The organism is Leisingera aquimarina DSM 24565, assembly GCF_000473165.1.
GTDB classification, from domain to species: domain Bacteria; phylum Pseudomonadota; class Alphaproteobacteria; order Rhodobacterales; family Rhodobacteraceae; genus Leisingera; species Leisingera aquimarina.
Genome location: NZ_KI421504.1, coordinates 305693 through 330301, shown reverse-complemented (window position 1 = coordinate 330301; position 24609 = coordinate 305693). Strand labels below are relative to the sequence as shown.

The 24609-nt window shown below is 59.8% G+C and carries 21 protein-coding genes; 6 read left to right on the top strand and 15 right to left on the bottom strand.

All coding sequences use genetic code 11. From position 1 onward, the window contains the following. Positions 1-175 precede the first annotated feature (175 nt). The 4 genes from AQUI_RS0105480 to AQUI_RS0105465 are packed head-to-tail and all read left to right on the top strand — an operon-like array spanning position 176 to position 6902. A complete protein-coding gene (locus AQUI_RS0105480) occupies positions 176-2200 on the top strand; it encodes a type I restriction-modification system subunit M (RefSeq protein ID WP_027256600.1) in 2025 nt (674 codons plus the stop codon). Next, positions 2197-3558, top strand: coding sequence for a restriction endonuclease subunit S (locus AQUI_RS29155; protein ID WP_156916782.1), 1362 nt, complete (start codon positions 2197-2199; stop codon positions 3556-3558). Before AQUI_RS0105480 ends, AQUI_RS29155 begins: the two co-directional genes overlap by 4 nt. Further along, the gene (locus tag AQUI_RS0105470) at positions 3555-3911 is read left to right on the top strand and encodes a hypothetical protein (RefSeq protein ID WP_027256599.1); all 357 of its coding nucleotides are present in this window, start codon (positions 3555-3557) and stop codon (positions 3909-3911) included. Before AQUI_RS29155 ends, AQUI_RS0105470 begins: the two co-directional genes overlap by 4 nt. Positions 3912-3929: 18 nt before the next feature. Beyond that, positions 3930-6902: a type I restriction endonuclease subunit R gene (locus AQUI_RS0105465; RefSeq protein WP_027256598.1), complete on the top strand. Its 2973-nt coding sequence runs from the start codon at positions 3930-3932 to the stop codon at positions 6900-6902. Here AQUI_RS0105465 and AQUI_RS0105460 read toward each other — a convergent pair. The 15 genes from AQUI_RS0105460 to AQUI_RS27280 form a co-directional block, all read right to left on the bottom strand. Then, positions 6862-7143 (bottom strand): hypothetical protein, encoded by a 282-nt coding sequence (locus AQUI_RS0105460; RefSeq protein ID WP_156916781.1) that lies wholly within the window; start codon positions 7141-7143, stop codon positions 6862-6864. The genes AQUI_RS0105465 and AQUI_RS0105460 overlap by 41 nt on opposite strands. A gap of 1360 nt (positions 7144-8503) precedes the next feature. Then, positions 8504-9199, bottom strand: a complete 696-nt coding sequence (locus tag AQUI_RS0105455) for an RraA family protein (protein ID WP_027256596.1) — start codon at positions 9197-9199, stop codon at positions 8504-8506. Then, positions 9199-9891 carry an alpha/beta fold hydrolase gene (locus AQUI_RS0105450; RefSeq protein ID WP_027256595.1) on the bottom strand — a complete coding sequence of 231 codons (693 nt, stop codon included), beginning with the start codon at positions 9889-9891 and terminating at the stop codon, positions 9199-9201. The genes AQUI_RS0105455 and AQUI_RS0105450 overlap by 1 nt, the downstream gene beginning before the upstream one ends. Further along, positions 9888-11006 carry a cobalamin-independent methionine synthase II family protein gene (locus AQUI_RS0105445; RefSeq protein ID WP_027256594.1) on the bottom strand — a complete coding sequence of 373 codons (1119 nt, stop codon included), beginning with the start codon at positions 11004-11006 and terminating at the stop codon, positions 9888-9890. Before AQUI_RS0105445 ends, AQUI_RS0105450 begins: the two co-directional genes overlap by 4 nt. A 91-nt stretch (positions 11007-11097) precedes the next feature. Beyond that, positions 11098-12057: a cupin domain-containing protein gene (locus AQUI_RS0105440; protein WP_027256593.1), complete on the bottom strand. Its 960-nt coding sequence runs from the start codon at positions 12055-12057 to the stop codon at positions 11098-11100. A 163-nt stretch (positions 12058-12220) separates the two neighbouring features. Next, positions 12221-13210: a nuclear transport factor 2 family protein gene (locus AQUI_RS0105435; protein ID WP_027256592.1), complete on the bottom strand. Its 990-nt coding sequence runs from the start codon at positions 13208-13210 to the stop codon at positions 12221-12223. After that, entirely contained in the window at positions 13207-14235 is a 1029-nt protein-coding gene (locus tag AQUI_RS0105430; protein WP_425411810.1) for a LacI family DNA-binding transcriptional regulator, read from the bottom strand. Before AQUI_RS0105430 ends, AQUI_RS0105435 begins: the two co-directional genes overlap by 4 nt. After that, positions 14235-14999: an SDR family NAD(P)-dependent oxidoreductase gene (locus AQUI_RS0105425; protein WP_027256590.1), complete on the bottom strand. Its 765-nt coding sequence runs from the start codon at positions 14997-14999 to the stop codon at positions 14235-14237. Before AQUI_RS0105425 ends, AQUI_RS0105430 begins: the two co-directional genes overlap by 1 nt. 22 nt (positions 15000-15021) lie before the next feature. Continuing rightward, a complete protein-coding gene (locus tag AQUI_RS27285; RefSeq protein ID WP_035920231.1) occupies positions 15022-16053 on the bottom strand; it encodes an ester cyclase in 1032 nt (343 codons plus the stop codon). Positions 16054-16144: 91 nt separating this feature from the next. After that, entirely contained in the window at positions 16145-17476 is a 1332-nt protein-coding gene (gene hisD / locus AQUI_RS0105415) for a histidinol dehydrogenase (protein WP_027256589.1), read from the bottom strand. Positions 17477-17530: 54 nt separating this feature from the next. Next, positions 17531-18061 (bottom strand): ester cyclase, encoded by a 531-nt coding sequence (locus tag AQUI_RS0105410; protein WP_027256588.1) that lies wholly within the window; start codon positions 18059-18061, stop codon positions 17531-17533. Positions 18062-18194: 133 nt separating this feature from the next. Further along, the gene (locus AQUI_RS0105405; RefSeq protein WP_027256587.1) at positions 18195-19076 is read right to left on the bottom strand and encodes a carbohydrate ABC transporter permease; all 882 of its coding nucleotides are present in this window, start codon (positions 19074-19076) and stop codon (positions 18195-18197) included. After that, positions 19076-20104: a carbohydrate ABC transporter permease gene (locus AQUI_RS0105400; RefSeq protein WP_027256586.1), complete on the bottom strand. Its 1029-nt coding sequence runs from the start codon at positions 20102-20104 to the stop codon at positions 19076-19078. The genes AQUI_RS0105405 and AQUI_RS0105400 overlap by 1 nt, the downstream gene beginning before the upstream one ends. Before the next feature lie 72 nt (positions 20105-20176). Beyond that, entirely contained in the window at positions 20177-21412 is a 1236-nt protein-coding gene (locus AQUI_RS0105395; protein WP_027256585.1) for an ABC transporter substrate-binding protein, read from the bottom strand. 81 nt (positions 21413-21493) lie between these two features. Then, the gene (locus AQUI_RS27280; protein ID WP_035919813.1) at positions 21494-22546 is read right to left on the bottom strand and encodes an ABC transporter ATP-binding protein; all 1053 of its coding nucleotides are present in this window, start codon (positions 22544-22546) and stop codon (positions 21494-21496) included. 172 nt (positions 22547-22718) lie between these two features. On the opposite strand from AQUI_RS27280, the gene AQUI_RS0105385 reads away from it, so the two are divergent. Further along, the gene (locus AQUI_RS0105385) at positions 22719-23720 is read left to right on the top strand and encodes an ester cyclase (protein ID WP_027256584.1); all 1002 of its coding nucleotides are present in this window, start codon (positions 22719-22721) and stop codon (positions 23718-23720) included. Continuing rightward, on the top strand, positions 23717-24607 hold the full coding sequence (locus tag AQUI_RS0105380; RefSeq protein WP_342665578.1) for an amidohydrolase family protein: 891 nt from the start codon (positions 23717-23719) through the stop codon (positions 24605-24607). Before AQUI_RS0105385 ends, AQUI_RS0105380 begins: the two co-directional genes overlap by 4 nt. Positions 24608-24609 lie beyond the last annotated feature (2 nt).

Sequence of the window (24609 nt, the reverse complement as noted above, 5' to 3'; positions counted from 1 at the left end):
CTTGCCTCTATGGTTGCGCAGGCGGTCACCCATATGCTCAAAGGGAGTGGAAAACCAATCTTGGAAGCAGATTGCCAAACAGCGGTTCAGCCAATGCTGAAGGTAGCCTTACTCGCTCTCGTCATTGATTGCCGTGCAGTCGAACCAAGGGCTATTCAATCGAGAAAGTGAGAATATGAGCAGAACGGACATCAAATCTCTGAGTGCATTCGTCTGGGCCATCGCTGAGACACTGCGCGGCGATTTCAAGCAGTCGGAGTACGGCAAGGTTATCCTGCCTTTCGTTGTCCTGCGCCGCCTGGACTGCATTCTCGAAGGAACCAAGAATGCCGTCCTCGACTTGGCCGACAGCCTGCCCGAAGACATTGACGATGAGGCCCGCGATACGATCCTGTTTGGGACTGCCGGCCAAAATCTTCAGGTCTACAACCTGTCCCGGTTCTCCTTCACCACACTGAAGGGGCAGGATGCCAAAGACATCCACAGCAACCTCCTGGACTACGTCACCAAGTTCTCCCCGAACGTCCGCGATATCTTCCTTGAGAAGTTCCTGTTCACGGACCAGCTCAAGCGGCTGAACGACGCGGGCCTGCTGTTCACTGTGTTCGAGCAGTTCTCTCAGATCGACCTCCACCCTGAGGCGATCTCGAACCTCGAGATGGGGTACCTGTTCGAGGAACTGATCCGCCGTTTCTCGGAAATCTCGAATGAGACTGCAGGGGAACACTATACCCCACGTGAGGTGATCCGCCTCATCGTGTCGCTTCTCCTTATCAACGACCACGACGCCTTAACCGGCAGTGGCGTGATCCGGCAAGTCTATGACCCGGCGGCGGGTACCGGCGGTATGCTGTCCATTGCCGAAATGGAGATGAAGGCCCTGAACGAGCGGATCCGGGTGGAGCTGTTCGGGCAGGAGCTGAACCCGGAATCCTTCGCCATCTGCAAATCGGACATGCTGGTCACCGGCCACAACCCCGAGAACATCGCATTCGGGAACACGCTGACTCAGGACGCCCACAAAGGCCGGGGTTTCCACTACATGCTGTCCAACCCGCCCTACGGCGTGGACTGGAAAAAGTACAAGGACGACATCGTCGCCGAAGCACAGGAATTGGGCATGGAGGGCCGCTTCGGGGCCGGTCTGCCACGCGTCTCGGACGGGCAGTTGCTGTTCCTGCAGCACATGATCTCGAAGATGCGCGATGACGAACAGGGAACCCGTATCGGCATCGTCATGAACGGCTCGCCCCTGTTCACCGGCGGCGCAGGCTCGGGTGAAAGCGAGATCCGCCGCTGGATGCTGGAAAACGACTGGGTCGAGGCGATCATCGCCCTGCCGACGGATCTCTTCTACAACACCGGCATTCAGACCTACGTGTGGCTGCTGACCAACCGCAAGACACGGGACCGCCAGAGCAAGGTGCAGCTGATCGATGCCAGCAGCGACCGCTTCTGGAAGTCGATGCGCAAGTCGCTCGGCTCCAAACGCCGGGAAATCCCGGCGGAAGCCTGTGACGAGATCACCCGCATCTATGCCAGGATGCTGAATGGCGAGGCTGGCTGGGGCGAATACTCCAAGATCTTCAAGACCACCGATTTCGGCTACCGGGAGATCCGAGTCGAACGCCCTCTGAAACTGGCCTTCGAGATAACCGAAGACGCCCTGCAAACACTGCAGGAGGCAAAGCCCTTTGCCAAGCTGGATGCCGCCGAGCAGGAGGCGGTTGTGACCACGCTGCGGGATGGCCTCCCTGCGGGTAAACGCTGGCTGGACCGGGCGGACTTCGACAAAGCCCTAACTGCGGCGCTGAAGGCTGCGGGTCTGAAGGTCGCCGCCCCGGCGAAGAAGGCCATCCTGTCGGCCCTGGCTGAACGGGACGAGGATGCCATGGTCTGCACTGGCAAGGATGGCAAGCCGGAACCCGATACCGATCTGCGCGATCACGAGCTGGTGCCGCTGGAGGAGGACTGGCGGGACTACGTGCAGCGCGAGGTTCTGCCCTTCGTCCCCGATGCTTGGGTGGACGAAAGCTATACCGACGTGCAGGACGGCGGTGTTGGCCGTGTCGGCTATGAGATCAACTTCAACCGCTACTTCTACAAATACGTGCCGCCCCGCCCGCTGGCGGAGATCGACGCCGAGCTGAAGGCGCTGGAAGCCGAGATCGCGGGCCTGTTGCAGGAGGTGGTTGAGTGACCACTAGTTCGCAGAATGCCGACCTGCGTGCAGCGTGGTTTGGACAAGTCTCGCCAGCTTGGAAACTTGGACGTGCAAAGAACGCATTCCGTGTCGTTTCCAAGAAAGTTGGAACGCGGTCCTCAGAATATGCCCTGCTGTCTTTGACACTGAAGGGGATCATTCCCCGCGATCTCGACAGCGGTAAAGGCAAGTTCCCAGAAAGTTTCGACACTTATCAAGAGGTCAAGAAGGGCGACATTGTCTTCTGTCTCTTCGATATAGACGAGACGCCCCGCACAGTCGGTCTGTCTGACTTGGATGGTATGGTCACGGGTGCCTACACGGTTGTCAGATGCACGGAACTCGTCGATCCTCGATTTGTGACTTACTTCTATCTTTCGATTGATGAGCGAAAGGGATTGAGACCGTTCTATACGGGCCTGAGAAAAGTAGTCCGCACTGAGACCTTTCTGAACGCAGCATTTCCTCTCCCCGACCTCGCGACCCAACGCCAGATTGCCGACTTTCTGGACCGCGAGACCGCAAGAATTGATCTGCTGATCGAGAAAAAGCAGCGGTTTTTGCATGTGCTTTCAGAAAAGGTCTCTGCAACCATCGAGATGCTTGTCATAGGAAAAACTGGTCCCGGTTCGGCCCCCCATGCTGAAGTGCAAGCAGATAAACGCCTCAAGCGTGATGAATGGACGCTGACCCCTGTGAAACGTGTCGCTACTATCCGCGGCGGATACGCGTTCAGTTCGGATGATTTCACTGACACGGGTGTTCAACTGATACGGATAGGAAATCTATACGAAAACAGTCTTCAGTTGGACCGGCAGGCAGTTTTTTTGCCGGAGAGATATTTGAGTGATTACAGTGAGTTCGAAATTCTAGAAGGTGACATCCTTATGTCGCTCACAGGCACTCTTGGAAAGAGAGACTACGGCTTCTCGGTGCTGGTAGGTCCGGAGAAGCCATTACTGCTGAACCAACGTGTTGCTCGCATAAGATCAAACCATCTCGTAGCCAACACTTTCTTGCTTTTGGCGCTAAGGACAAATTTTTATTTGGATCAGCTCTATGCTCTTCCGTCAGGAACGAAACAAGCGAATTTGTCAAACGATGACGTTCTGAATGTGAAAATCCCTTTGCCGCCACTGGCGGAACAGAAAAGCATCGTTCAGAAAGTTCATAAGTTTGTTTCGCCCTTGGAGGCGCTGTCCCAGAAGACAAACGCATCTATCAATCGCCTCAAGGAATACCGCTCCGCGCTGATCACCGCCGCTGTTACGGGGCAGATCGATGTGCAGACCCGAGGTGGATCCGGCATCATGGACCGGCGGCTGGACGAAATTCAGGAGGAGATGGAGGCGTGACACGCAAGACACCCAAGGAACTTCAGGCAGAGATCGATAAAGAACGAGAAGAGATTGCAGAAAATAATGATTTCACGCTACTTCTTCGAAAACTTCGTCTTGCCGCAGGCAAAGCGGATATCTCTCTAAAGTTTTGGATCGAGCATCCTGAACGCATTATTAACTCGAACGAAGTCTTGATCGATTTTCTGCACGAACTTCAATCTGCAGCGTTTCGTCACCCTGTACTTTCAGGCAGTGAAATTGCGTTCATTGAACAGGTTGTCGAAAGCTGGGAACCGCTCGAGAGCATAACGGTCGAAGATCGAAAAGCTCTGCTGTCGTATGCAGAGAAAATTATCGCCCATTTGTAGAAACAGGACGGTGGTAAATTGGCGCAAAGTACATTTGGAACGGAAGTCGTCCATCAGGAAAAGGTCTTCGAGGCCCATATCGTAGGCTGCCTGACCTCGGAACTGGGCTACCTCGAACGCGATCCGGCCACCGACTACGACGCGGGTTACGCGCTGGACCGCGAGTTGCTGTTCCGCTTCCTGCGCGACACCCAGCCCGAAGCGTGGCAAACGCTGGAGGATCACTACAGCACCCAGGCCGAAGCCGAGGTTCTGAAACGGCTGGAAAAGGCCCTGAAGGAGCAACCCACCCACCAGGTGCTGCGCCAGGGGATCAAGCTGGTTCCGAACATCCGCTTCCAGCTCTGCTACTTCAAACCTGCCTCGAACCTAAACCCCGAACTGACCCGGCTTTACGAGGCCAACATCCTGTCGGTGATGCGGCAGGTGCGGTACTCCGCGAAGAACGCCAATGCCATCGACATCGTGACCTTCGTGAACGGCATCCCCGTGACCACGATGGAGGTGAAGAACCCGCTGACCGGGCAGACCTTCAAACACGCCGAAGCCCAGTACCGCAAGGACCGCTCTCCCGCCGGTGAGCCGCTTCTGACGTTCAAACGCGGGGCTATCGTTCATTTCGCCGTGGACCCGGACAACGTATCGATGACCACCCGCCTCATGAACGGCAAGACACGCTTCCTCCCCTTCAACCGGGGCCGGAACGGCGGGGCCGGCAACGCGGATGTGCCGGGGGAAAACCGGGTTGCCTACCTCTACAAGGATCTGCCGGGGGCAAAGGCTGTCTTCTCCCGCGAGGTGCTGCTGGACCTCATTGGGCGGTTCATTCACCTGGAGCGGTCTGGCGGCAAGGAGGTGCTGATCTTCCCCCGGTTCCAGCAGTTGGACGCTGTACGACGTGTTCTGACCGATGCACGGGTGAATGGCGCTGGGCAGAACTACCTGATCCAGCACAGCGCAGGTTCCGGCAAGTCCAACACAATTGCCTGGACCGCTCATCAGATCATCAACCTGCACGACGAGGCCGACCAGCCCTTGTTCGATACGGCGATCATTGTCACTGACCGTCTGGTGCTGGACCGCCAGCTCCAGAACACGATCAGCGGGTTTGCCCAGACCAAAGGCGTGGTGAAGAAGATCGATGGCACCTCCCGTGATCTGAAACAGGCCATCGAGCAAGGCAAGCGGATTATCATCACCACGATTCAGAAGTTCGGGACCGAACATCTGGCAGCCATTTCAGGCCAGTCCTCCAAGAATTTCGCGGTAATCATCGATGAGGCGCATTCCTCGCAGTCGGGTAAGGCCGCGCAGGCCATGAGTGATGCGCTGACACGGGAGAAGACTTCGTCCGAAGATATCGAGGACATGATCCTTGCCCATCAAGCCGCGCGAGGCCCGCAGAAGAACATCTCTTTCCTAGCCTTCACGGCGACACCCCGGAACGTGACGCTGGAGCGATTTGGCCGCATGGGCGAAGACGGTCACCCGCACCCGTTCCACCTCTACTCGATGCGTCAGGCTATCGAGGAAGGGTTCATCTTGGACGTCCTCCAGAACTACATGACCTATTCGGCCTACTACCAGCTAGAGAAGGCCATCGAAGATGATCCTGCCTTCAAGGGCAGAAACGCACAGCGGGCGGTCGCGAGGTATGCTTCCCTTCATGCGACTACCATAGCCCAGAAGGTGGAGATCATCGTCGAACACTTCCGGCGGCATGTGTGGAAGGAACTCGACGGCCAAGCGAAGGCCATGGTGGTCACGCAAAGCCGTGAACACGCCTTCCGGTACTGGCAGCAGATCAAAGCCTACATCGACAAGAACGGATACTCCGACCTGAAGGCCCTGGTGGCATTCTCGGGCGACCTGCGCATAGACGACAACGACTGGACCGAGGCCGCAGCAAATGGCTTCCCGGAGACGGAATTGCCGCAGCGGTTCGACACGGACGAATATCAGGTGCTGGTCGTTGCTGAGAAATACCAGACCGGGTTTGACCAGCCGAAACTGGTAGCGATGTATGTCGACCGCAAGCTGGCAGGGCTGCAAGCGGTGCAAACCCTTGCCCGGCTGAACCGGACCTACTCAGGAAAGGAGCGAACTTTCGTCCTCGATTTCCAGAACACGATGGAGGAGATCCGTGACGCCTTTGCCCCCTTCTTCGAGGCCACGGAACTGGAGGAACGGACTGACCTCAATCAGATCTACGATCTTGAATGCCGGATTTCTTCTTCGCCGTACATCATTCGCGAGGATGTTGAGCGTTTTGCCGAAGCCTTCTTCAAGGGCAATCTCAGCGGCCAGGACCGGATCCGCCTCGAAGGCCTAGTCAAGGAAGCCGTGGGCCGTTTCGAGATGGATGATGACGAGGCGCAGCAGGAGGAATTCCGGCAGCTTCTTCGCAGCTACACGCGCTTCTACTCGTTCGTAGCCCAGATCATAGCCTTGGGCGACCCTTGGCTCGAAAAGCTGTTTGCCTATGTCTCGTGGCTATCACGCCTGCTGCCGTCACGCGAAGTCCCCGCAGACATTTCGATCACGGAGGACATGCTGCAGCTCTCCGCATTTCGGGTGCAGAAAGGGGAAGAGGGATCTGCATCCCTCCAACCTGGGGATGCCATCAAGCTGACGGCCATCACCGAGTTCGGAGTGAACCAGTACACGGAAGAGGAAGAGCGGTCACTGTCTGAGATAATCGACTCTTTCAACGAGCGGCATGGGACCAATTTTTCAAGGGAGGACTTTCTCCGGTTCGAGCGGGTCAATCGGGACATCATGGATGACGAGATGACGGACATGATGCGAAACAACCCCGCTGATGTCGTCTATGGAGCGTTCGAGCGTGCCTTCTTCCAAGGGATGGTGCGGATGTTCCAGCAGGACAACGAAATGCGGAGTGCGGTGATGACGGATAAGGTTGCCCGAGACCAAGCCACACGGCACTTCTTTAATCGAGCGATGCGGATGGCCAACGAGATTCAAACCTGAAGTACTGTCTGGCTTCACCCTTCCGCTTGCGCTGGTAGACCACGGCCACGCTGTCACGGATCAAGGTTTCCACGGAAGCCCGCAGCTTGAGAAGCTGCTCTCCCCGCACTCGGCGCTTTGCCTTACCGGTTGCCTCCCACTGATGGCCTTGAATCTCCTCAACCAGGCCATCAACGACCTGGAAGAAGCGCCGGTAGCGGCGTTCCCGTGCATTCTCTTGGGTCTGGGCGTTTGTGACCACGGCTGTAACCTCGGCTGGAGCAGTTACTGACCTCATATGTGAGGGTCAGGTGCGGCCCTGGGGGCCGCCCTTCCCCATACTAAGATGACTTAGCAGCATCAACTCCCGCCGTCGGATCCAGTGCCGTGGGACCCTGCAGGAGTGCAGCCCTTTCCCGTGGCCCTGCCTCCTGGACATCCAGGCCAGCCAACCAGCGGGGAATCTGGCCTTCTCCCTGCCCGTGGCATGGCGACCCTGTGCATTGGCTTTTGAGGCCTAGTCGGGGCTGCAGGAACATGCACTCTCCACCCGCTGCAGCACGGGAAGCCGTCAAGGTTGGCCAGAGGCCTCATCCGGGCATTTGGGGATGCCAGTGCCTGCTGCAGGTTGACGACCTCCACAACCCAATCTCGGGGCGGGGCTGTATACGCTATCCCTACGGGATGGGGTGGCACTCGCCCCCCCCCCTGCTTAGGCGGCAAGCAGAATGTCCGCAGAGCGTCCAGGTGTGAGTCATACAGCGCTTTTAGCGGCTCCCAGATAGGGGGGGACCCTCTGCCAGCATTGCGGCTCTCTGTGAGTCCCACATGCGGCCCAAGGCAGTCTGCAGCTTCTGAAGACCTTGTAGGCCAGTCAACAGCACGGAGGCCACGGTCCGGTCTGTAGAAGGCTTCTCTGGGCCGTAGTACATCCCGTAGACCAAATCGTGCCTGTTGACCGCAACCGCATGGGGCTGATAGCCCTTATTTTGCTGATGCAGATGGCCACGGCGGTGCCTGTAACGGGAACTGAACCGGATTGCACACGGATCTAGACCAGATTTAGAACAGCCCCCGGGCACCACTTCAAATCATTGAAATGTTTGAAGTTTTTCCAAAACTTGATGATGTTGCAAGAGCTGCATATTGTATTGGGGACGCACTGGGGACGCACTTTCTCCCGCGTAGCCATCGGGGTCTCTATTATCTTTCACCTACTGTTATAACTTCACCGAGAGAAGCCAAATGTGCAGTTTTTATTACCGCCCGCTAGACTGATTCGTGTATCAGTCTCTGAGACGAGAGTGACATCTGCTATCAAGGCCTGTGCAAACTTGACGACGCGAGCGTCGAACGGCTCCTGTGTGGGTGCTGGACTTAACCGCAGCTAAATTTGTTCTTCGCAGCGACTACTGCGGGCGGGAAGCAGCCATTCTCTGCACCTGCGTGCATATGCTCGGCTGTCTGAAAAACCGGACCTTCGCCAGCTACTCGGCAAGTTCCACAACATTCGGATAGAAGACAGGCCGCCGTACACTAAAGCACTATTCCTGAAGCTACTGCTTGACCTATACAGGCAACTCACTAGTCAGCGGCGCTGGGGCGCACTTGCCGCCCCAATTTTAGGTTCGTGCCTTTTCGAAAGCTGCCCAGGCTTTCTCGAAACTGGCAAAGCCGAAACCTTCGCGGCGCGCTGGTTCCAGGATCAGTTTTTCCGTCTCCAAGAGCTTCTGGATGGCACGTCCCAATAGCGGCACGACGTCCGCCGGAATGACGAGCGCGCCATGGCGGTCGGCGTGAATCAGGCTCCCGTCCTGCACTTCCATCCCGAAGACAGTGACTGGAGTACCTATTTCACGCACATGAACGAAACCGTGGCTGGGACCGATCGAACCGGCAACGACCGGGAACCCATGCGGCAGGTCTCCCAGATCGCGCATGACGCCGTTGGTCAGCGCTCCGGAAAGACCGAACCCTTTGTGGACCGTGGTGTTGATCTCTCCCCAGTAGGCGCCGATGCAGTCCGGGTAGTCGAGGTCTTCCACCACCGCCACGCCCGGGCGCGGACCCTCGGACATGTGCTTGTAGTAGGCCATGCGCCGCTCTCGGATTATCTCTGGCGGTTCAGCGGGTGGATTGACGGCCGCTATTTTGGCGGTGCGGGCGTAGCCCACGATTGCGCCTTCTTCTGGCGCAGAGCATAGCATGGTGCCACGGGTGAAATTTGCAAACCCGCGCTTGCCCTGGGCAACTTCGATTGCGTTGCAGACGGTGGGGGTGTCGACCGATTTCAGCAGGTCCAGAAGAGAGTTGTCCATTAGGCCTCCAGCCAGCGGGCAAGCGCCGCTGTGGTTTCTTCAGGTTGTTCCAGTGTGGGCAGATGTCCCGCGTTTTCAATCACTTCTAGGCGAGCGCCTGGAATGAGCCCGGCCATCAGCTCATGCCGTTCCAGCGGGCACAGTACATCCTGGCGGCCGCAGAGCACCAGCGCAGGCAGACGGGCTTGGGCCAAGGTTCCAGTTTGCTCCGGCCTGTCCATCAGGGCGCGGGACTGGGACAGAAACACATGCGGCCCCAGCCCCAGTGCCATCGCCATGCAGAGATCCAGCACGTCTTTCCGCTGGGGGCCGGGGGCCAGGTAGTTCGGCTTCATTTCGTCACGCATGACCTCTGCCAGACGGCCATTGCGCACCGCCTGCATTTGCGGCAAGCGGCGCTGTTTGATCTCTTCCCGCTCGGCCAGCGGATTGGTGTCCAGCAACGCGATCCGGTCGACCCTCTGGGGTGCCAGGCGCAGGACTTCCATTGCCACGATGCCGCCCATTGACAGACCGGCCAGGGCAAAGCGCGGCGGCGCGGTCTCCAGAATGGCCTGCGCCATGGCTTCAATGCTGCTGTGGCGGGCCAGCGAGACCAGATGCAGGTAGCGCTGGCCGGACAAGGCTGCGACTTGCGGGGTGAACAGCCGCGCGTCGCACATCATGCCGGGGATCAGGACGAGCGGTGTCATTTGACCATCCGCGCCCCTTCGGAAAGGGCCGCGAGCTTGGCATAGGCGATATCCGGATCCACCGCGCCAAAGCCTGCAAAGGTGCCAAAACCGCAGTCAGAGCCCGCGATCACCCGGTCATTGCCCACGATTTCCGTAAATCTTTCAATGCGCTGCGCGACCAGCTCAGGATGTTCAACAAAATTGGTGGTGGTGTCCACAACACCGGGAACTAGCACCTTATCCTCCGGAATTTCCGCCTTGCGGTCGCGGAACACTGTCCATTCATGGGCATGGCGCGGGTTGGAGGTTTCAAACAGCACATAGCGCGACTTGGTGTTCATCAAGGTAGTGAAGACCTTATCCATCGGAATGTCGCAGCAATGCGGGCCTTCGTAGTTGCCCCAGCAGATATGTACTCGGACGCGCTCTTGTGGCACGTTCTGCAGCGCATGGTTCAGGGCCTCCACGTGCATGCCTGCGACTTTGACGAATTCGGCGTCGCTGAGATCATTGAACAGCATGTGCCGCGACAGCGCCAGGTCAGGGCAGTCGAGCTGCAAATCCAGCCCTGCAGCCACGATGGTTTCATATTCTGCCTTCATCGCATCGGCCAGCGCGGCCAGGTACGCCTCGCGCGTGGGGTAGTAATCATTCTGCAAAAACAGAGAAATAACACCAGGCGACGCGGCATTCATGAAGCCGCATTCGGCGCCGTGTTCCACCATCGCAGCCTTGAGGTTGGCGATGTCCTTTTCCAGCTCAGTCTGGCCTTGGGAACGCACCTCGCCAGTACACATCGGGCGGGCGTATTGCGGTGTGCCGCCGCCCTCCGCCAGCCGCTGCAGGAAACCCGGGAACATCTTTAGATCAGCTGGCGCATTGCGCGGGCTGTCGCCGGAAAAGCCGGTGTAGCGATCCTTGACGTAGGTGGCATAGGAGATCTTGGAGGTTTCGCCGTCGCTGACAATATCTACGCCAGCCGCAATCTGCTTGCGGACCGTATCAGAAACGGCGGCGGCCATGCAGGCGCCGAATTCAGACTGGTCAAACGGCTCTTCCCGTTCGCGGGCAAATATGTAATCCACGACCTCTTGTGTCCTGGGCAGTGACCCAACATGGGTTGTCTTGACCATTTTCCAATCTCCCTGATTTCACGGGGTGGCATCCGTACACCCCCTGTATTCCCCTGTGCAGCGGACGGCGCCGCACAGGAGGAAACAGCGGTCAGCCTTGCCAGGTTGCGCCGGCGGGATCGTCGGTTGCGGTGATGCGGTAGAGGCCTGCGTTTCCGGTCATCGACGGTTCGGTGCTGTAGCTTTCACCGGGCAGGACCAGCGCGGTGTCGCCGTTGGACAGAGTGGACTCAACCTCGTTGATGGTGATCCGCCAATGGCCGCTGGCGGGCATCAGTACCACGGGCTTTTCCGCCTTAACCTGGTCCGCCACGGCAGAGCCGCGGGCCAGGAAATCGACCTCGAATCCTGGCTTGTCCTTGATCAATGCATCTTCACCGATGACCTTGGCAGGCTTTTCCGCCGACAAAGCCATCAGGTCCCAGTAGCGGGCGACATATTTGCCCACCACGTTCTCGACCGGCACCTCTGGGTAAGCTTTCAGTTCGTCCTCGGAAAGCACCGGCATCGGCTGCACGTTGTGCGGCAGTTCCTGGCCCTTTTTACTGTCATACAGCACCCCGTTATTGCCCAGCATCAAGCCGTGGGCCTGAGCGTCCTCGATCACCTGCGGCGCCCAGGTGACGCCACCGCCGGCATCGTCGCCGCCCAGGATCGACATGATCATGCCGTAGTCCTGGCCGACGTTTTCAAAGCCTCGGAAGATGCCAGTGGGGATGTTGAAGATATCGCCTTCCTCGGCGATGAACTCACCCGCAGTGCCGTAGCGGCCCCAGAAGAAGCGCCAGCGGCCCTTGGCCACGAAAAAAACCTCGGCAGTGGTGTGGCTGTGCAGGCTGTTGCGGCATTTCGGCGGCTGGCCCGCCGCGCCGATGTTGAAGCCGATCTTGTCGGTAATGTGGACGTGCTGATCCGGGGATTCCGAAACGCCGCCGCCGATGATGGTGAAGTTTTCTTTCTGGTCCGAGCCCGGGGTGTGGGCGTCGATAAAGGCGGTTTTGCAGGGTTTCAGCTCGCCGTAGCGGACGATGCGGGATTGAATGGTGCTCATAAAGGGTTTCCTTTTATGCCGGGATGATGAGTGAGGGAGGAGAATGCCCCCATCAACCCGGCGGCCGCAGGTTCAGCCGACGCGCGCGCAGCGAGGCACGGTGCCGGTGATAGCGGCAAGTGGATTGCCGGTTATCCAGTTGATTTGCGCCGAACGCGATCACTTAGAGCGCGCCCGTGTGCAGCAGGATCTGCTTTTGCAACGCGGTCTCGTCAAACAATGTCCATTCCCGGCGCAGCTTGATGTCACCGCCGATCAGCTCGCCCCATTCTGCATGGGAAATGCCTAGCACGTAAAGCTCAGCCCCCGAGGGCGCACCGAGACTGCCCCAGCCGTCATGTTTGCCGTGCAGGCTCCAGCGGATGGCAGATCGCGGCGGCATGTTGGGATCGTCACGTCCGATCTGGTGGTGAATTGTGAACTTGGCCGAGGGTAGCGAAGCGCGCAGTCCCATCCAGAACCGTTCCACCGGGTCAAAGCTGTGGCCGGTGGCACCGCCGGGGTACTCAGACTGCACGGCGCGGTTGTATTCGGATTTGATGGCGGTCATGTCGGCATTCATGATCCGGTTCAGCAAGTCGGCGTGGCGCTGGCCCCATTCATTTTCATTGCCGCGTCCCTTGTAGGGACCTTCCAGATCATTGGTTGGTGAGAGCGGTTTGACGCAAGCTTCGGGACCGCCTTCGCGGCCAATCTGGTCGCGGGAGAACTCCACCGGGTCCCAGCCCATCTGGCGCACCACGGCGCCATTGTCGCGGATCAGCCATTCGTCGTCGATGGCATTGTTGCGCGCGTGGCAGTCTGCCAGGATGCGGTAAACCAGCGGCTTGCCGGTGGCCTTGCCAAAGGCACCGTCGCCCAGATGGGTTGCAGTCGAAAGAATTCGGTGGCTGGACAGCATGCCCTCTTCCGGGCTGCCGGACCAGATCACGTCCTCTCCCAAGAGGGTACGATCGGGGAACTCCGCTAGGGTAGCCATAGTGGCCGCGATCACACCCCGGTTGCCGGTGGAGACCGATCCGGGCATGCGCACCACGATCTCGGGTGCGTAATAGTCATGCAAGGTGGCAAAACCGCGGCTTTCCCAGATTTCATGAGTGATCCCGATGATGTAGTCCGGGAAGTCGCGGAATTTCGGGTCAAAACCCTTCATGAGGTCCATCCTTCGGGTATCCGTGCCGAGCCGCGCACAATCAGCGGCCCGTCGATGGCGACCCGTCTGGCGTTGGCGGTTTCAGGCGTGTTGATATGCTCCATCAGCGCGGCGACAGTCTCATCGACCATCAGATTGGCGCGCTGGCGCACTGTAGTGAGGTTGTAGGCAGGCCAGCCGGCGGGCGGCACATCATCATAGCCGATGACAGAAACATCGCCGGGCACCAAAAGGCCAAGCTCAAAGCGGATCACATCCATGACTGCTAGCGCCATATGGTCATTGGCTACAAAGACAGCATCGGGGCGTTCCAGGGCAGGCCGGGAAAACATCTTGCGGGCGGCTTCGCGGGCGGTCTCGGTGTGAAACTGGCCATCTTCGCGGCAATACAGATCCGCGCCCGCATCATGGAGGGCCGCCAGAAATCCGGCCTCGCGGTCACGCTGGGTCGAGGCCCCCTCCCAGCCGGCGATATAGCCGATCCGCTGGTGGCCGCCTGCCAGCAGAAATTCCGCAGCCTTGCGCCCGCCGGCATAATTGTCGGAGGTGACGGAGGTGATGCCCTCGATATCCTGCGATCGGTTGAACAGCACCATCGGCACGCCCGCAGCCTGGCAGCGTTCGGCGATATCCGAGGACATGGCGACCGATGCGGTGACAATGCCATCGACCTGGTAGTCCAGGATTTCCTCCATCACGTCCTCGACATTGCCGGAAGTTTGCGAGGCGAGAAATACCAGCACGTGATAGCCGTGTTCCTGCAGCGCGTTCGACAGTTTTTCGATGGCTTCGGGGTAGAACTGGTTCTCCAGATAGGCCACCACCAGCCCGATGATGCGTGAGCGCCCCGACACCATGGCGCGGGCCAGCACATTGGGGCGGTAGCCCAGCTCGGCGGCGGCTTTCTTTACTTTGTCGGCAGTCTTTTTGCTGACCGAAGCGCCGGGGGTGAACACGCGCGAGACTGCCGATTGGCTGACACCCGCGCGTTCCGCGACCTGAAGTGAGGTGATTTTCTCTGCCATCAGTCCGCCGTCCACCCGCCGTCGATCAGCATCGAGGTGCCGGTGACCATGCCAGAAGCCGGCGAGGCCAGATAGAGTACCGCGCCCATGATGTCCTCTACTTCACCGATGCGGTCCAGCTTGATTTTTTCCATTATCCAGGCGACGCGCTCGGGATTGGCAAAAGTCTGTTCGGTGAGCGGTGTCCTGATGAACGTTGGGCAGACGGTGTTGATCCGTACTCCTGATTTCCCCCACTCGATGGCCATAGATTTCACCATGCCTTCCAGGCCGTGTTTGGAGGCGCAGTAGACCGCCCGGTCGATGCCGCCGACATGGCCCATCTGGCTGGAGATATGGATTATAGAGCCGCGTTTTCCTGCGGCCATCATCGCCTGTGCCGCCCAGGCCGACAGGAAATAGGCCGAGCGGAGATTCACGCCCATCACAGCGTCGAAATCCCCAGGCTGCGTTTCCGCGGCAGGGCCATGACGCGCCAGGCCTGCCGAGTTTACCACCACGTCAAAGGTGCGGGTTTCCAGCGCTGGCCGCAAGGTAGCGAGATCGGCTTGATCCAGCACCAGCGCTTCCGCCGAACCGCCTTCGGATTGCAGCGCATCAACAGTTTCCTGCAACCGCTCCGCACCCCGTGCGGCACAGACGACATGCGCGCCGGCCTGCGCCAATGCGGCGGCACAAGCCTGGCCGATGCCTGAGGAGGCACCAGTGACCAGTGCGGATTTTTCGGTCAGATCAAAAGAAGGAGTGCGGGGCAGCTCTGGCATCAGGTCATTCCATCCGGGATTGCTATTGGACCCATGTTGCGGGCCTTGTGAACTCGCGCAGCCGGGCCAGGACGTCAACGCCCAGCTGGCGGTAGACATCCAGAAGATCCACCAGCACCCAGTTCTCGCGGATCAGCCCATTCTCCAGCCGCCAGAAATCCAGCAAACGCAGTTCGATCTGTTTGCCTGCAGGCGCAATGCCCAGCCAGCCATCGGCGGTGACGGTCTGGCGCATGCTGGGCCAGCCGGTGACCGCAGCATAAGGGCCGTCGACAAAGAAATGAAAAGTAAGACCGCGGGAGTGCCGCCCCCGGTCCGGCATCGCATTCAGAAACGGGATCTGATGCCAGTTGCGAAACCCTGCAATGCCCCGGGCAGTGCCGATGCCCGCAGGCCCGTACCAGTTCATCCGCGGATGCCAGAAACGCTCCATCTGCATCACGTCTGGCCCGCCCTGGCTGGGGTAGCGCTGCAGATGCTCCAGCATCTCCAGAACCAGGTTGCAGCTGGCGGTGCTTTGCCCTGCATCATATGGGCCGGTCCGCACCCCGTCCTGGGTGGCGGGGCCCGGTACCTGCCACTCGCGCCCCAGCGAAGGGGCCATCGGCCAGGCGCCGGCCTGCATCATCACCTCCGGAATATCCCAGAGCGCCTGCATCTCAGCCACTTTGCCGTTTTCAAAGCGGAAGAACTCATGAAACCGCATCGCCGCTTGGTGAACGGTTGGCGGAATATCCAGCCAGGGTGCCAGAAAAGTCCCTGTGTAAAAGCCGCAGCAGCCAACCCAGTCGAACCCGTGCTCGTCGCGGCCCGCCATAACGATACAGTCGCGCCGCTCCAGATCCGGCCAGGCTGCCAGCAGCGGCGCATAGGCGTTGTCAAACAACGGTCCGGGACCAAGCAAATCGCCAAACGGATGGTTGAGATGGACGGCAGCATCCGGCGTTACAACAGCTTCCAAGGCCGCACGCACGGGTGCTGCCTCAAAGTCGCGCATTGTAGCCCGCAGCGGCGCCAGCCGCGCTTTGTTGCCGCTATGTACGTCCGTTTCCATCTCTGACTGCATCCAGCTTCTTTCTGGTCTCAAATACTCCCAGGGGAAGGCCGCAGGCCTGGGGGCAGGGCCCCCAAAGCCCGCTTTGCGTCTATTCGCCGGCCTCGCGGTAAGGTGCCGCCTCTCCGTAAGGCACGTTGATGCCGCCATAGCGGCGCACCCGGACGTTGCATTGCTCGGCATGGCCGACAAACCCCTCCAGCATGCACAGCCGCGAGCCGTATTCACCGATCAGGGTCGCTGCCTCATCTGTCAGAACCTTCTGATAGCTGTGGGTTTTCAGGTATTTGCCGACCCACAGCCCGCCGGTATAGCGGCCCGCCTTCTTGGTCGGCAGCGTGTGATTGGTGCCGATCACCTTGTCCCCGTTGGACACATTGGTGCGCGCGCCGAGGAACAGCGCGCCGTAGCAGGTCATGTTTTCCAGGAACCAGTCGTCTCGGTCCGTCATCACCTGCACATGCTCAGAGGCAATGTCATCCGCGACCTGCAACATCTCATCATAGGTGTCGCAGACGATGACCTCGCCGTATTCCTCCCAGGACACTTTGGCTGTTCCGGCCGTCGGCAGCACGTCCAGCAGCCGGTCCACCTCGGACAGAGTTTCTTCCGCCAGCTTGCGGGAGTTGGTCAGCAGGACGCAAGGTGAGTTATAACCGTGTTCGGCCTGGCCCAAGAGATCGGTGGCGCAAATCTCGGCGTCAGCCGTGGTTTCATCGGCGATGACCATAGTCTCGGTCGGGCCTGCAAAAAGATCTATGCCCACGCGGCCGAACAGCTGGCGCTTTGCCTCGGCCACAAAGGCGTTACCGGGGCCAACCAGCATATGGACAGGGTCGATGGTTTCAGTGCCGATCGCCATAGCGCCAATCGCCTGGATGCCGCCCATCACATAGATCTCATGCGCGCCTCCCAGATGCATGGCGGCAATCACTGCGGGGTTCGGTTTGCCGTTGAACGGCGGGGTGCAGGCGATGATGCGGGGCACGCCTGCAACGGACGCAGTGGCCACCGACATATGGGCGGAGGCGACCATCGGGAACTTGCCGCCGGGCACATAGCAGCCCACGGATTGAACCGGGATGTTCTTGTGGCCCAGAATGACGCCGGGCAGGGTTTCGACCTCGATGTCCAGCATCGAGTCGCGCTGCGCCTGGGCAAAATTGCGTACCTGCTCCTGGGCGAATTTGATGTCTGCCAGCTCGCGCGCGCTCAGCTGGGCGATCAGAGCGTCGATCTCCTGCTGGCTGAGACGGAAGGAGGCGGGGGAGTAGTTGTCGAACTTCTCGCTAAGCTCGCGCACAGCCGCGTCGCCGCGGGTTTCGATGTCCTTCAGCGTGGCTTCCACCACGGTGCGGGTCTTTGCGTCGTCCTCGGCCCGGTCGGCTTCGGGTTTGCCGCGTTTCAGGTATTCGATGGTCATGGGGTATCCTCAGGCTGGAGGGCCGGGCGGCATGAGGCGCCACCCGGCATTGGATCACTTGTCCGGGCGGGGGGCAGTCTTTTCACCGCGATCATAGGCTTCCCAGCCTTCGCCGTTGAACACATCGACACCCAGCTGGGCCGCGACATGGGCAAAATCCACGTTGACCCAGTTGTCGACGATCTTTCCGTCGACAACCTTCCAGAAGTCCATGTAGCGGATCTCGACTCGCTTGCCGGTGGGCTCAATACCCAGGAAACTGCCCGAGTGGGTGGCTTCCTGGCGGCCGAAGGCAGCGGCCCATTCACCCATATAGAGGCGGGCTTCGTCGATGCAGACCTTGTCGGAGAAGGCCGCCTGGAACGGGCGCTGCCAGTTGTCCTGGAATTCCTTCAGACCGGTCTTGGTGCCACAGCCCTGGTTGCCGAGCCAACGGAAGCCTTCGGAAAAGAACTCGCCGATGTCGTTGATGCGGTGGTCGTTCAGGCCGTCGACCATGCCTTCGATGACGCGGCGGGTGTCTTCGGTCTTACTCATGTCCGTGTCTTTGGTCAGCACGGCCTGTTCGGGGCGGGAGCCTTTCATGTGTCTTGTCCTTAAAAGTTGCGTGTCAGTTTTCGGCGGTTTGCAGAAACTGAGAGGGCATGAAGAAAGTCTCGGGGCATACGATTGAGCGCCGGATGGCGCCCGACCGCGTTATTGCGGGCGGAAGCACTCATCACCCTTTCACCGCGCCTGCGGTCAGGCCGCTGACGATCTGGCGCTGGAAGAACATCACCAGCACGAACAGCGGGGCGGTGGCCGAGACCACAGCAGCGACAGCAAACATCACGTTGCCTTCTTCCAGGGTCGAACCGAGGAAAGCGGCGATGGCGGGAACCATAGTACGGTTGTCTTCGCTCAGCAGCATCGAGGTGACGGCAAAATCGTTGTAGGCCAGCAGGAAGGAAAACAGGCCGGTGGTTATCACGCCGGGCCACATCACCGGGATGATCACATGGCGGAAGGCTTGAAACTGGGTGCAGCCGTCGACCTTGGCGCTTTCGTCCAGATCCTTTGGGATGTTCAAAAAGAAGGAGTGCAGCATCCACAGCGTGAAGGGTTGGTTGATCGCCACCAGCACGATGATCGAGGTCGGCAGATGCCCCCAGAGGTTCCACTCGAAGAATGGCAGGAGGTAGCCGGAGACCAGCGTGATATGCGGCATGGCACGGAACACCAGAGCGATCATCAAGAGCCAGAAGGCATAGTTGTGGCCCGAGCGCGCCAGTGCATAGCCGCCCAGCGTGCCGAAGGTCAGTGAAATGATTACAGTGAAGACGACGACGATCATTGTATTGATCGCGGCGCGCCAGAATTCTTCCTGGATCCAGGCGCCTTCATAACCGGCTCCGGTGAAGGTGCCGCCGGCCTCGATCATTGTGCGGGTGCCCCACAGGGCGTTGCGCCAGTCGGCCTTGGAAAAGAAGTCGGCCTGCACCTTGAACGAGCCCCAGAGGGTCCAGATGAACGGGAAGGAGGCGATCACCACCCACAGAAGGACAAAAGCGGACGAGAAAATGATGACAGAGCGGGAGGAGCGGTTTGCAATGCTGGACATCAGGCAGCCTTTCCTTTGAAATCCCGCCAGGTGCGGACAAGAACCGGGGACAGCAGGATCGCCACGCCGATCACGGTCAGAACTGAGGTGGCTGCGGCGGAGTTGAAGCGGGTGATGTCGCTGCGCATGTCGGCAAAGATGATGTAGGACAGCGAGGTCGCATTGGCCTGGGCAGAGAAGCCGACAATCGGTTCGAACACCCGGAAGTTATCCATCAGCTGAATCAGCGAGATAAATACTACCAGCGGTGACAGATGCGGGATCACCACGTAACGGATGCGCTGCCAGCGGGTGGCGCCGTCGATCATCGCCGCCTCGAGCGAGTCCGAGTTCACTGTTTGAAGGCCGGCATAAAAGACCACGAAGGCAAAAGGCGCGGAGCTCCAGACGCCATAAACCATCAGAGTGATCCAGGTCAGCACCGGCGAAGCCTTCAGCGACAGATCCGGGTCGTCGAACAGCCACTGCAAGTTTTTGCCGATCACCCCTTGCGCGTCGATCATCCAAAACAGGATCAGCGAGCCGATCAGCGGCGTGATGATCATCGGCAGCAATGACACAAAGATGGTTGGCCCCTTCAGCACCGGGGTCAGCCGGTTAACGCCAAGGGCAATCATCAGCCCCAGCAGGATCACCAGCGGCGTCACCAGGAAGGTGTAGGTCAGCGTGAAGGCCAGCGCCTTGTAAAACGGCAGGTTATAGAGTTCCGAGAAGAACCCGCCCAGGCTGTCCCGGCTGCGCCAAGCCTCGGCAACCTCGGCGGTGGCCAGGTGGCCGCGGTCGAAATAGGTGGTGAGGCCCGCAAAGCGGCCCAGCGGCTGTTCGGCGCGCAATGCGGCAGTAGCCTCGGTGTCGACAGAGCTTTCCTCGGTGCAGCCGAATGGGCCGCAGTTCTCAGTGGTCACGATCACCTGCTCATGTTCGATGTGCAGCGACTGGATCACAACTGATGCCAGCGGCAGCGCGATGAAGAGGATCATCGCTGCCAGGCTGGGCAGAATGAACCAGAAGAAGGTTTTATGGCGCATCTCGGATCGTCCCCTAGACGGGTGGATGGGGCAGAGCCGTGATGGTGGGCTCTGCCTGCATTGGCGGGTTCCTTAGTTCAGGAAGCCTTTTTCTTTGGCCGCGGCGACATAGGAGGCCTCGACATCGGCCAGAGCCTGTTCTGCGGATTCCGAACCTTGCAGGAACTCGGTCAGTTCAGACCCCAGCGCGGTGTGCATCAGGCCCATGAAAGGGATCATCGGATAGGGCTTGGTGCCGCCGGTCGCCGTGGCAGCAACCCCTGCGGAGGCCGGCGAGGGCTCATAGCCTTCGGCCAGCCAGACGGCGGCGTCGTTATTGGCCTTCACGACTTCCGGGCTGATGCCGTTCACCATCGCGACAAAGCTCGCCTCGGCATCTTCGTCGCTGGCGTTGCTGGCAATTACAAATCCGTCCCACCACAGAGTCGACGCCGGGGTGCTGCCGCCACCGACGGTCGGCGAGGAGATCAGAGCGGTGTTGCTGACGATTTCCGCAGTGGACCCCTCGTCGTCCAGAATGCCGGTGCCGCGCGACCCCCACAGATGAGCCATCGCCACATCACCCGCTTCCCAGGAGGACTGGACCGCATTGGAATCAAAGGTCAGGTAGTCGGGGTTGGACAGCGACACCAGCTCTTTAAGAGTGTTCAGCGCTGCAACACCGGTCTCGTTGTTGACATTTGGCTCGGCGGTGCCTGGCTTGAAGAAACTGCCGCCGTGGCCGAGGTACATGTTCACAAACTCCTGAGCCAAATTCCAGCCGGTTTGGCTGGTTGTAGCAAAGGGGTATTGCATCAAGCCTGCTTCTTGGATTGCCTTGCCAGCTGCAATCACTTCCTCATAGGTTTTGGGAGCCTCGACACCGGCTGCTTTCAGGATGTCTTCGCGGATGAACAGGTGCTGGGCGTTGGCCATGAAGGCAACTGCCATGACCTTGCCGTCAACGGTGATCATCTGGTTTTTGCTGAGGTGCTGGCCGTGTTTGGCAATCAGGTCATCCAACGGGCGGATCAGGTCGCTGTTCAGCAGCGGCACAATGGCTGCGTTGGTGGTGGTGACCGTTGTGTACTGTGCCGGATTGGCGGTCAGCGCAGCTACCTGCAGCTCGCGGTAGTCCTTGTTCAGGTTGCTTTCCACGGTCACGCCGCCGCCAGCGCATTGCTTGGCGCCTTCGGCAACCGCCTGAATGGCGGCGAATTCATTACCAAGAATGCTGACGTTGCCGCCGCTGAGGCCGCAGCCAGCGTAGGCGGTGCTTCCCATGAACACAGCCGCAGCGCTTAGAATGAATTTGCTTTTGATCGACATAGTTTCCTCCCTGTTTCGGGCCGCATATGAAGGGTTTGGCCCGGTGAACCTTCCCTGCATGCAGGACGGCGTTATGCTGGTTCAGTTCTCCAGCCGCGCACCGCTTCCGGCCTGGAAGAGGTGGCAGATTTCCTTGGGCACCGAGAGCGAAACCATGTCTCCGATCTCGGCCCGGAAGCTTTTGTCCGCCTTGACCGAGACCAAAGCGCCGCCGACGCGGACCGAGATCATGGTGGCATCACCCAGCAGTTCCAGCGTGTAGATCGGGGCGTTGATCTGGCCGTGACCGCCGGTTGCGAGCCCCGCGTCTTCGGCGCGGAAGCCAAGCGTCAGAGGGCCGTCCGGTGCTGCAACCCCGGCGATTTCCACATTCTGCGCCCAGAAGACGCCGCCTGTGACTTCTCCCTCCATCAGGTTCATTGCCGGAGAGCCAATGAAGCTGGCAACAAAGGTGTTGGCGGGCCGGTCATAGATTTCGGTCGGAGCGCCGACCTGCTGGACCACGCCCTTCTTCATCACCACAACCCGGTCGGCGAGCGTCATCGCCTCGATCTGGTCATGAGTCACGTAGATGGTGGTGGCCTGCAGGTCATGGCTGAGATTCTTGATCTGGGCACGGGTGGAGACCCGCAGCTTGGCATCAAGGTTGCTGAGCGGCTCGTCCATCAGAAAGACCTTGGGCTTGCGCACGATGGCACGGGCCAGGGCCACACGCTGCCGCTGGCCGCCCGACAGCTCGGCCGGTTTGCGATGCAGGAAGTCGCGCAGTTCTACCCGGTCGGCGGCCTGCATGACCCGGTCGTCATGGGTGGCGGGATCAATGCCGCGCACTTTCAGCGGGAAGCGGATGTTCTCGTAGACGTTCATGTTCGGGTAAAGCGCGTAGGACTGGAACACCATCGCGACATCGCGGTCCTTGGGGTCGAGATCGTTGACTACTTCGCCACCGATCCGGATCTCGCCATCAGTGACATCCTCCAGCCCTGCGATCATCCGCATGGTGGTGGTCTTGCCGCAGCCTGAAGGGCCTAGCAGCACCAGAAATTCCTTGTCAGCAATGGTTAGGTCAAAGTTTTCAACCCCCACGAAGCTGCCCCAGCGCTTGCCTACATTGCGAAGCTGAATCTCGGCCATACCGCTGCTCCCTCCCCAGGAGAATCAACAATTGCATACGTTTGCAAAACTGTATTCCTGCGGCATCAAATCTGGCAAGACTTTTTTGCATACGTATGCAATATTGCCGGAAAGACGGTGATTCACTTGGGCGTAAAGGCTAGGAAGCCGTTGAACCAAAAGGAATTTTAAAATGAGCTTTCAAGCTGAAAAGCAAGTGGTGCGCAGCTTTTACCACGCGTTGGACCAGGCGGCGGCAGCGGAAATTCCTGCCGTCATGGCGCAGCATTGCAGCCCCGATCTGTTGTGGCGCGGCTTTCACCCGTTCGGCGAGATCCACGGTGCTAAGGAGGTCGGCACGCAGTTCTGGGTGCCGCTGCGGCAAAACCTGACGCGACTGCAGCGCCGTATCGATGTGTTCTTTGCCGGACAGAACCGGTTTGATGATCCGGGCGGCGTCTGGGTCTGCTCGATGGGGCATCTGATGGGGCTGCATGACGGTGCCTGGCTGGGTATCCGCCCGACCCGCAAGATGGCGTTCTTGCGCTACTGCGCCTTTCACAGGGTTGAAGACGGCAGGATCACCGAGACCGCGATGTATTTTGACATCCCGCACCTGATGCTGCAGGCCGGGCTGCAGCCTTTCCCGGTTGGGACCGGCGCGCAACTGGTGCAGCCGGGACCGGTAACCCATGACGGTCTGCTGTTTGACGCGCAGCCGGCGGAGGAGGGCACAAGAACCCTGGCAGCCATCGAAGCAATGATTGCCGATCTGGGCCAGTGGGACAGTAACATGACGCTGGAAGAGGAGCTGGCCCGCACCTGGCATGACGACATGATCTGGTGGGGCCCCTCGGGCATTGGTGCCACCTACACAATCGAACGCTATGCCAAGCAGCACTCTGGCCCATTCCGTGCTGCATTCACCGAGCGGTCCAAGACCGGCCACCTTTGCCGCATGGCCGAGGGGCATTATGGCGGTTTTTTCGGCTGGCCGAACTTCACCGCCCGCCATACCGGCGGCTTCATGGGGATGCCCGCCACCGGCAAGACCGGCGAGTTCCGGGTGATCGACATCTACCGGCGGGACGGAGACAAGCTGGCGGAGAATTGGATATTCATCGACCTGCTGCACTTCTGGCATCAGCAGGGTGTGGACATCCTGGGGCGGACAACGGGGATTGAGCAGCCATGATCGTCGACGCGCATCACCATCTCTGGGACCTGCAGGCGGTGCATTACCCCTGGCTGATGGAGGCCGGAGCCCGGCGGTTCTTTGGCGACCCGGCGCCGATCCAGCGGGATTACCTGATCGGGGAATTCCGTAAGGATGCCTCGGCCCTGGGCGCCGGGGCTTCGGTGCATATCCAGGTTGGTGCAGCCGACGGCTGGCAAGAGGCGCAGTGGGTAGACAGCGTGGCCCGCGCCAATTCCGGCTGGGTGATGGCGCAGGTGGTGTTCTGTGATCTGACCGCAGCGGACAGAGACGCGCAGCTGGACCGGTTCCAAAGCCTGGCCTCGGTGCGCGGCGCGCGCCAGATTGTCGGGCGGGCGCCGGGCGAGGATGCGGTGACCGGCACCAATACGCTGCTGGACGACCCCCTGTTTCTGGACGGGCTGCGCGAGCTGGGCCGGCGCGGGCTGGCCTTTGATCTGCAATTGCTCCCCGAGCTGATGGAGAAAACCGCCGCGGTGCTGGCCCATGCGCCTGAAACACAGGTGGCCCTGTGCCACGCCGGGTCGCCGCATGACAGGAGCCCGGCGGGCATCGCCGGCTGGGCAGAGGCGCTGCGGCATCTGTCTGCGCTGCCAACCGTCACCTGCAAACTGTCCGGACTAGGCATGTTCGACCATGGCTGGACCCAGGACAGCATCCGCCCGCTGGTCGAAACCTGCGTGGAACAGTTCGGTGCCGAACGCTGCATGTTCGGTTCCAACTTCCCGGTCGACAGCCTGTCTTCGGATTACGCCGCGCTTGCTGGGGCCTACCGCGCGCTTGTGCCGCCAGAGCAGCATGCCATGGTTTTCGGCGGAACAGCAGCGCGGTTCTATGGCCTGGCACGGCCAGCACAAGAGGGGTGAAA